We start from the raw sequence: 9,484 nt of genomic DNA on the forward strand, positions 1-9,484 counted from the left end.
ATCGACAATCTCCGTTCGCTTCTCACTTTTACCATAGACGTAGACCCCGGCGTAGAACGGGTTCTTCAGAATCGAAATAACGCTCCGATAGCGAACAGGCACCCAGTCGAAGGACACCGTTGCGCCCATCAGAAGGACGGGGAAAATGGAAATTATCAGCGGTGAGCGAAATCAGGACCTGACGAGCGCTGCCAAACTCGCGGAAACGCGAAAAGATGAGGCGGATCGCCTCTTGTACCCGCAAATCGGGATCAAGCCCCAGCCCATAGTCGCGGTGCCAGATATAGCCGATCGGCACACTGAGACGCAGCTCCCCCCGCCGCGCTTTGGCGCGAGCCGCGTCAAGCATGCGCGTTCGCAAAATGCCGAGCTCAAACTCGCTGATACTGCCCTTCATGCCCAACAACAATCGATCGTTGGGCCGACAAGGATCGTACACCCCGTCGAGATCTATGACGCGCGCTTCAACCAGGCCGCACAGTTCCAAGAGATGGTGCCAATCCCGGCCATTGCGGGAAAGGCGCGATGCGTCGAGGCAGAGCACTGCGCCAATTTTGCCCGTGCACAGGCCGCTCACCAGTCGTTCGAAACCAGGGCGATCTACAGCACCGCTGGCGACCAAGGTCATCGTCGATCACATCGACATCACGGAAACCCCAGCGTCGCGCGACATCGACAGGTTCATATGTCGCCGCTGGCTCTCCGGTTGTTCTGGACTTGACCCGGGGTCGACTGTCAAACGTAGACCACAGCCTTGCGCTTCAGCACCGTGGCTGGAAGGAGATCATTGCCCGTCATCGCTGGCCTCCTTCGCCGCGATGCCGGCCGCGGCCATCAGAAGGGTCGCCAACCTGCCAACAGCGGCGCTTCGCTCCGCGTCGCTCAGGCCTCGCATCTGCGGCGTATCGAGCGGCATACTCAGCTGCTGGGTCAACACCGGTAATGTCGAGGGTGGTGGTGGTAAAGCCTTCATGGTGCGCCTCCTGGATGGCCGTGAGTCCATCGGTCGAAGTCTGCCTGAAACCGCGCTCGGTAAGCAGTCTATGAAGCTCCATGAGCTCAATCACCGCAACGCGCGGGGTTCGCCCATCTCCATATCGGCGCAAAACGCCCGATCCAGCATCCACTCTGCAACCTGAATGATCTCGCCCGGCCTAATCTCGACCCGAATGATCGAACCGTTAGCCCGATCCTCCCGACCTTCATGCCGAAATCGGCCGCCGTAATATGGATGCCAGCGATAATGAAACTCTACCATCTGCCCGACATGGGCTAAATGACCCTGCGATGGCTCTCGGAAGGCGCAACTGGACCTTCGCCGGTTCCCAGCGCGGCACCGACCGCGCCGCCGTTATGCTTACCCTCATCACCACGACACGCCTCAACGATGTCGACCCGAAAGCCTGGCTTGCCGACGTCCGCATTGCCGATCTTCCCGCCTCGCGTCTGCACGAACTACTGCCCTGGCAATGGAAGCGCCTGCGCGAAGCCGACAAGCCCGCCGATCAGCAGGCCGCCTGACCTTCACGCATCGCCATCATAGAGCCCGCCGCGCCCAGGCGCGCGTGCCAACCATGCGGCCTTCGTCGTAGGCGTACCTCAAGCCGGGCGGCAGCACGCCTTGCATTCTCGGTAGGCGCCGAAATGGCGTGCCATGTGGCGATCCACGATTCAACGCAGTCAAGAAATTCGCCGGGTTCCTTCCCCCAAACGCCGGCCGGGTTTCCGGGCGGCGGAAGATTCCATTGGGCATCGGCAGGTCCTCCCGTTTTCCGATTTTTGTGGCCGTCGCGTCAATGGCACGATGAAGCTGTCTCATCTCAGCTATTTCTGTTGATCAACATCGCACACCTTCACCCGAGCCCCAGCTTCCGCAAGCCTCGGCGATACACGACCAATAGCGGAAGCCGCGGCGGAGACGATAACTCGGCAACCAGAGAGGGACGGCTTCTTTGTGCTGCTCTTCAACTCTTCGGGTCCGATACAAGGTCTCTACGAGGCCCGCTAGAGTCAAATCTTATCGGGCGCGCATTGATTGCCAAAAGTTACCGGTTCTGCAACTTCAGGGTCGGCGCGGACGCGCCTCATTACTCAGGTCCTAGTGTGACAGTATTTGGCTAAGGAATAGCTTTGTTCTTTCGTGTTGTGGATTGGTGAAGAAGTCGTTCGGCTTGCCCTCTTCGACGATCTGGCCTGCATCCATGAAGATCACTCGGTCCGCAACGGCACGCGCGAAGCCCATCTCGTGTGTAACGCAAACCATGGTCATGCCGTCGCGCGCGAGACCAGTGATTGTTTCGAGCACTTCAGCGACCATTTCCGGATCGAGCGACGAGGTCGGCTCGTCGAACAGCATGACGGTGGGTTCCATACAGAGCGAGCGGGCAATGGCAACACGTTGCTGCTGTCCGCCGGAGAGCTGGGCAGGATATTTGTTCGCCTGCTCCGGAATACGCACGCGCTCAAGGAATTTCAGCGCGAGCTTCCTTGCCTCGGGCTCTGGCATGCCCTTGATCCACATCGGCGCGGCCATGCAGTTCATTAGCACCGTCATGTGCGGGAACAGATTGAAGTGCTGGAAAACCATCCCGACGTTCTTGCGAACTTCAGCCACGTTGGGCATCCTGCTGTGCAACCTGATCTCGTTCACGATGATGTCGCCCTCCTGGTGCGCTTCGAGCCGGTTGAAGCAGCGGATCAGCGTCGACTTTCCCGATCCGGAGGGGCCGCAGATAACGATGCGTTCGCCTTTGCGGACGGTGAGGCTGACGCTAGTCAATGCTCTGAAGGCGCCGTACCACTTCGAGACGTTCTTCGCTTCGATAATCTTTTCCGCACTCACTGTCACCTGCTCCTGTCCTGGTGACTCTCGATGCGACGCTGGTTGTATGCGCGACATATTGGCAGAAGCCTCCGAAGCCTTGCCCTCATTAGGGACGTTTTTCAGTTGATATATCCTGCTAGTCGTCATCGCACGTTGCTCCCGTCGCTTACGTTGCTGACGCTCATCTTACCTTGCTCCTGGCGAAATAGCGCTCGATCCTGGATTGAATCAGCTCGAGGCAAATGGACATGATCCAATAGATTATCGCCGCGGTGATCAGCATCTCCAAGTAATGAAAGGTCGGCTGGCCAAGCGTGCGAGCAAGGAATGTCAGCTCCCACACGCCGAGGACTGAGACGAGCGAGCTGTCCTTCAGCATCCCGATGAACATGTTTCCCATTGGCGGAATGATTACGGGAAGCGCCTGCGGCAGAATGATCTTGCGCATCGTGAGGCCAAAGCCGAAACTCATGGATCGGGATGCCTCCCACTGACCGCGGTCGATGCTTGCAATGCCGGACCGGAAGATTTCCGTCATATACGCGCCAATGCATAGTGAAAGCGCCAATATGCCTGATGGCACGGCATCAAGCATAATGCCCAGTTGGGGCAGGCCGAAATAGATCAGGTAAACCTGCATCAGAAGCGGCATTCCGCGGAAGAAGGAAGTATAAAAGCTGGCAACTCCGTAAGCGAAGCCATTGCTTGACAGTTTCGCTATGGCGGCAGCGATCCCGATAGTCGATGCGCAAACCAGTGAGATCGCCGAAACATACAGTGTCGTCACCACTCCCTGAGTGATCAGGAAGGGTAGGTGATCCCAAATAAAAGGCAGATTTAGATCGAATACTTTAACGAAAGCGGTAAACAGAACGAGCAGTTCGAGCCACACAATGCCGATTTGCGCTTTCAGCGACGCAAATCCGATCAGTACCAGATTAAAGCAGAACACGACCGCAATCACAAAGCCAATCGCGAAGCGCCCGTAAAAACCGCTCTGCAGCGGCTCACCGATGACTGGCCGCATGATTTCACCCATGATGGTGCTCGTGAGGTCAAACATAAGAAAAACGGTGAGCACAACGGCAAAGACCGAGGCTATAAACAACGGCTTGTGGACGAGTACGTCGGATTCAACGGTATCCTGATAGAGCATGTGCAGCTTCCCAAAAAAGCGGGCCCGGCCGGGCCGGGCCGCTAAAGTTTAGTGAACCTTATTTTTCGACGGTGTAATCCACTCCATCATACCACTTCATCGATAGCTTGGAGAGAGTACCGTTATCCCTCATGCTCTGGACGGCGGCCGCGATCTTGTCGTTAAATTCGTTGTCGCCACGCATAATCGCGATAGCCCCTGGCGCGGAGTACAGCGGCTCGCCAAGTATCTTCATTGGATAGCCGGCCTTGATCGCGTTGCGCGCAAGGACTTCGCCATAAAGGACCGCATCGAGGCGAACACCATCGCCGAGACGAAGGTCGTCAAACGCAGTGCCTGAGTAAGACTTTATCTCGCCTGCCTTGAATTTGAAATCAATAGATTTAGCGCCGGGCCAGTCGGCTACCAAGGTGTTATTGGCATATTGCTCGGTGTTGTCGCCTGCGCCGATGCCCACTACTTTTCCGTTGAGGTCCGAAAGCTTGGTAGCCTTGCTATCCTTGTGAACGAGCGCGACCGCCCGGTAGTAGGAATACACAGCCGGGAAGGCAAATTTTTCGGTGCGCGACTTCTGTGGTGTCATCTGACCCATGGCCATATCCCAACGTCCGTTCCAACGGCCTGCAGCGATAACGTCCCAGCCCGGCGTTATAAACTTGACCTGCACGCCCAAGTATTCCGCAATTCCCTTCGCGACGTCGATGTCGTAACCAACGAGCTCGCGGTTGTCGCCCAGGGACGACATCACCCCCCAGTCCGTCCCGACCGCCACTGTCAGCGTCTTTGTGTCGAGCACTTTATCGAGTACGGCGCCGGCATTGGCCGTAGCCGACCAAGCCAGGGAGGCAACTGCGAGCGAGGCTGCAGAGGCTATCATTGTCATAAGCTTGTTCATGCGAATGTCCCCTTGATTTTTTTGTCTTGCAAAATTTACGATCCGACCGGTGCTCCATGCTTGAGCAACAAGCGCGCCGGCCGATCCATTCCAACCTACTTTCACCGGCCAGTAGGTTGACAGAATATTATCGATATGATGCCCATCTTGATCTTAGATCGCTATCGGCGCAGTGCCTCACGCGGCATTGCGGGATCGTGCTGACCAGCCGGCGCGAGTGGGATTGTCCGCTGCGCGTCGCTGCTTGTGTACAGACACGGCCACATTCTATTGTCCGGTCAGTGCGGTTTCTGGCTGCGCCCACGCCGCCGACGCCGGACCCGAGCGCCGACTATCGCCAGCGTTACCGCTGTCTCACAGGGCGCTCGCTGGACATCTGTCCGGTCTGCGGCGGCGCCCTGGCCCCGCTCGCCCCGGTCCCGCGCAGGCTCCGATCTGGCCAGGCACCGCTGACACTTGCGCACCGCTACCGCCCGAAGTCCGTCCGCATCGTCAATCTGGGAGAGAGCCGTATTGCCACACGTAACGATGCCCAATTCGAGCGTTGCCTCGTCCATTTTGCTCCCGGCTTGCGCGAAGGAGGCCGGGCGCGGAGATGGGTAGGGTTTCGCAGCGCCAGCCTCCTTCGCGAGCTCCACGGCGCCTCAATGTGGTCTTGCGATCCAGGATCGGCTGCTCCTTGTTCGAGGGGTCAAACAGCAACGGGTCCGCGTGTTCGCTGCGCCAGACCTTTAGCCGGCCTTGGGCGCACGGCTTGCTTCAAGACCTTGCGTCCAGATAGGACACCCTATCGCTTCGTCCCAAAGGAAGCTGAGCTATTGAAATTCTCATAAGACGGAACCGACCCGCCAGCATAGGTCTGTGATGTCGTAGACGGGCTTCCCTATGCTGGCGGGTCGGTTCCGTTATTAAAGGACGTCGTGCATCCAAATAGGACGCACGGACTCTGGGGTCCTGCACGGAGTCACGCGATGCGTGAGCCGACCCTTTTTTCGGATTGGGAGCCGCGCGAACTGGTTTCGCAGGTCAATGCTTGCAGTTGTCGCGTCGACCGTCACCACAGCAGCGTGAGGTGGCTCAGGATCTGAGTGGGCAATAGGCGCAGGCGTGACAGCGCCAGCAGGACATTCATCGTCGCAGCCACCACTGCCCGGTGCCGGTTGAGCCCGCGCTTTCACGATCGCGCGTCCTTCAACTAATCGCTCACGCAGAAGGCTGGAAGGCTCAGATTCAAGAAATAGTGAAGAACGCGATGACTTCTACAAGGTCCTTCAAGCCATGCTCGGAGAGACTTCCCGCCCCCCCCGAGCCACACCGCGCTCTCCCGCCGTTCATCTTCGACTTGATTCGACGGGCATAAGCATCATGCGCGATCGAGCGTAGAGGCGTTTGGCTCAGTAGCTCCGCACCACGTTCTGTCACCAGCACATCCCGGATTGCAGGATATCGCTCGCGCCCGGCTCCAAGCTCAGGTCGCCGCGTTCAGTCCAATTAATGCCAGTCTGGTATCCGCTTCGGTGGCGAAAGACTCCCTTTCTCCCAGATCGCTTCAGCACCTCACGGCCAGCCGCGTCGACTGCCGCCGCGGAAATTCCCGGCTTAACTGCAGCAACCAGGGCTTCAACGACTTCCTCGGCCAAGGTGTGCAAAGACTCAGCCTCAGGATGTCGGCCAAGCACAGCGCACCGGACCGTCCCTACGGTGTACCCGTGTTTTGATGCGCCGATTTCCAGAAAAGCCGGCTCGTTATTACAAATTGGGTGCTGAGATGGGGAGGCATGCGGCAACTCATCGGCGATCTTCAAGCCAGGAAGCCGCGCCTGAAGCGCATTGACATCTGCCAACGCGAGGTTCCAGCAGCCAAGCTCAAAACCGATCCTCTTGCCTTCGAAGGACGTCGGCACACACTTTCCCAAAATCTTGCTGCTGCGTATAAGTAACCATTTCATCGTCATACTGTCGGACAACAAATATTGGTGACCGGCCTGGCACTATGATCAAAGGAAACGGTGCGAAGTATCCACCACTGCCATCGTATCTGCTGAGATACCAAAGATGGCCATGGGCAGTCACTACAAGTGCGTCTTGCCCCGCGCTCGCCACTGCCGCCAGCACGTTGAGCTGCCTGCGCTCGTATTCGGATCTCGGGAACGGGACCCCGCCAGAGGAATAGCTGAGGTCATATCTCACCTCAATGATTTGCCATGTAGTGGTTTGGTTACGCAACAGTACGCATCGGACCGATGTTTAGAAGCTGTCGCTCAGCGTTCGAGGCTCTGGTTCAGGGAGACATTGCACCGTCCTAGCCCAGCGGCTTGCGTCAAATGCAGTTTTTATATCGTCGTCATCTGGCGGCGAGATGCAGCAAGGAATAGCAATCGATGAGGATAATTCCTGCTCCGCCACATATTCTTTCCGCGGTGAAGTGCTCGCCAACTATGATTCCCAGAACCGTCGGAGAATGCGAATGTTGAAATCACGCAACTAAAGAGGCATGGAAACCGCAGGGCAGTGTGTGCGGGAGAAAGCACGGATGAACTTGTGCGAGCGAGCGTCACGACTGCCGTCGGGCCTTTGCGGGCGGCTGTGTTGGCGGTATCGTTTGGCAACGCACTCGACCCCCACACCGCGACTTTGCTTAAACGTCGCGCTACAGTTGTCAGGGAGGCCCGCCGTTCACAACGGTTCCCGTTCTTCCTAGAGCGGTTCATCGATTGACTGAATCGGAGGGATTCCCAAGGTTTTCGAATTGTGATTGAACTAAACCGCTGCCGCGGTAGCTGATGCGCGGGTCTGGCCTGAGGAGGCCCCTGTCTGAGAAGATTTNCGTGATTGAACTAAACCGCTGCCGCGGTAGCTGATGCGCGGGTCTGGCCTGAGGAGGCCCCTGTCTGAGAAGATTTGGTGTCGAGCCAACCTTCCAGACAGGAGAACCCCAGATGGCCCAGATAAGCCCTCTGCGTCAGCGGATGATTGAAGATCTGACGATCCGCAATTTGTCACCGGAGACCCAGCGATCCTACGTGCATCACATGGCGAAGTTCAGTCGATTTTTGGACGATCACCCGATCAACTGGGATACGAAGAGGTGGGCGCCTATCAGGCCCACTTGGTGGGCCGAAGGGTCTCGTGGGGCGCGTTGAACCAGACCGTTTGCGCCTTGCGTTTCTTCTACGGCGTGACGCTGGGTCGATCTGACCTGCCTGAGCGGATCGCTTACGCCGGGACGCCGCGCAAGTTGCCGGTCGTGCTGAGCGCCGATGAGGTGGTCGGTTTTCCGCAGGCCGTGAAGGGGACGAGGAACCGGGTCGCTCTGATGACCACCTATGCGGTGGGCTTACGCGCCACGGAGGCGGCGCGTCTGCAGGTGACGGACATCGATAGCAGCCGGATGGTAATTCGCATCGAGCAGGGCAAGGGCGGCAAGGACCGCTATGTGATGCTGTCGCCACAGCTGCTGGAGATTTTGCGCGTCTATTGGCGGTTGACCAAGCCGGGGCGATGGCTGTTTCCCCGGCGCGATGGCCGCGGCCCGATCCATCCACAGACCTTGGGGATCGCCTGTCGAGCAGCCTGCGAGTTCCTGGGCGTTGAGAAGCGGGTGACGGTGCACACCCTTCGCCACAGCTTCGCCACCCACCTTTTGGAAGCCGGCACGGACATAAGGATCATTCAGGTGCTGCTGGGCCATCGCAGCCTGGCGACGACGACACTATACGCCCAGGTCTCAACGGCTGTGATCGGCCGGAGCCAGTCCTTTTGACCAACTCCACATGGAGATCACGCCGTCCGGCTGAGCCGCGCGCCATGCGCCCGGATCTGGAAGTGGCGGATGTATTCCACCGTCACGGGGTTGATTATCGCCGCGACCATGCCGGCCATCTCGGGCGTGTCGAGCGCCGGGTCATGGCCGCGGTGGAGGCGTGCCGGACCGCGGCCCTGGGCGGTCACGCCGAACACTGCACCGACTGCGGTCTCGTGCGGCAAGCCTATAATTCCTGCCGCAACCGCCACCGCCCTAAGTGCCAGGGCCTAGCCCGCGCCCAGTGGCTGGCCGAGCGGCAGGCTGAGCTGCTGCCGGTCCCATACTTCCACGTGGTCTTCACCGTCCCGGCCCAGATCGCTGAGATCGCCTTCCAGAACAAGGCGGTGGTCTATGCGATCCTGTTCAAGGCCGCATCTGAAGCCTTGAGTGTGGCGGCAGCCGATCCCACGCATCTGGGCGCCGAGATCGGCATGGTCGCCGTGCTTCATACTTGGGGTCAAAATCTCCACCATCATTCGCATGTCGCGCCTGTTCAGGCGGCTATTCCTAGAGCGCCTGCAGGACGCCTTCGACGCCGGCCAGCTTCGCTTCTTCAGCGATCTCGCCAGCCTGGCCGACCCTGCCACTTTCTGCGCCCAACTGGTTGGACTGAAGCGGATCGAATGGGTCGTCTACGCCAAGCCCCCCGTTCGGCGGTCCCGAACAGGTCCTCGCCTATCTGGGCCGCTACACCCATCGCGTCGCCATCGCCAACAGCCGCCTCGTGAGCCTGGACCAGGGCAAGGTCAGCTTCCGCTGGAAGGACTATCGCCATCACGACAAGTCCAAGCACAAGCTCATGAC

Annotated in this window: 5 protein-coding genes and 4 pseudogenes; 3 read left to right on the plus strand and 6 right to left on the minus strand. The window is 58.7% G+C overall.

What is annotated here, in order from left to right; translation table 11 throughout:
- Together X738_RS79935 and X738_RS85745 are read right to left on the minus strand one after the other, a co-directional pair.
- A pseudogene (locus X738_RS79935) lies at nucleotides 1-798 on the minus strand (recombinase family protein); the annotation flags it as partial.
- The gene (locus tag X738_RS85745) at nucleotides 785-973 is read right to left on the minus strand and encodes a hypothetical protein (protein WP_156942782.1); all 189 of its coding nucleotides are present in this window, start codon (nucleotides 971-973) and stop codon (nucleotides 785-787) included. The gene X738_RS85745 and the pseudogene X738_RS79935, both read right to left, overlap by 14 nt.
- A gap of 314 nt (nucleotides 974-1,287) precedes the next feature.
- Here X738_RS85745 and X738_RS79945 point away from each other — a divergent pair.
- Nucleotides 1,288-1,521: pseudogene (locus tag X738_RS79945) on the plus strand (transposase domain-containing protein); the annotation flags it as partial.
- A gap of 577 nt (nucleotides 1,522-2,098) precedes the next feature.
- Here the strand turns inward: X738_RS79945 and X738_RS79950 are convergent.
- From X738_RS79950 to X738_RS88125, 4 genes are all read right to left on the minus strand, one after another.
- The gene (locus X738_RS79950) at nucleotides 2,099-2,842 is read right to left on the minus strand and encodes an amino acid ABC transporter ATP-binding protein (RefSeq protein ID WP_023804154.1); all 744 of its coding nucleotides are present in this window, start codon (nucleotides 2,840-2,842) and stop codon (nucleotides 2,099-2,101) included.
- A 163-nt stretch (nucleotides 2,843-3,005) separates the two neighbouring features.
- Nucleotides 3,006-3,980, minus strand: a complete 975-nt coding sequence (locus tag X738_RS79955; RefSeq protein WP_023804155.1) for an amino acid ABC transporter permease — start codon at nucleotides 3,978-3,980, stop codon at nucleotides 3,006-3,008.
- 58 nt (nucleotides 3,981-4,038) lie between these two features.
- The gene (locus tag X738_RS79960; RefSeq protein ID WP_023804156.1) at nucleotides 4,039-4,875 is read right to left on the minus strand and encodes a transporter substrate-binding domain-containing protein; all 837 of its coding nucleotides are present in this window, start codon (nucleotides 4,873-4,875) and stop codon (nucleotides 4,039-4,041) included.
- Nucleotides 4,876-6,293: 1,418 nt separating this feature from the next.
- On the minus strand, nucleotides 6,294-6,824 hold the full coding sequence (locus X738_RS88125) for a M24 family metallopeptidase (RefSeq protein ID WP_245277895.1): 531 nt from the start codon (nucleotides 6,822-6,824) through the stop codon (nucleotides 6,294-6,296).
- Nucleotides 6,825-7,814: 990 nt separating this feature from the next.
- Between X738_RS88125 and X738_RS79975 the strand changes: the two are divergent.
- Nucleotides 7,815-8,672 (plus strand): annotated as a pseudogene (locus X738_RS79975) (site-specific integrase).
- A 10-nt stretch (nucleotides 8,673-8,682) separates the two neighbouring features.
- Nucleotides 8,683-9,484, plus strand: a pseudogene (locus tag X738_RS84205) (IS91 family transposase); the annotation flags it as partial.

It is taken from the genome of Mesorhizobium sp. L48C026A00, from assembly GCF_000502375.1.
Lineage (GTDB): Bacteria > Pseudomonadota > Alphaproteobacteria > Rhizobiales > Rhizobiaceae > Mesorhizobium > Mesorhizobium muleiense.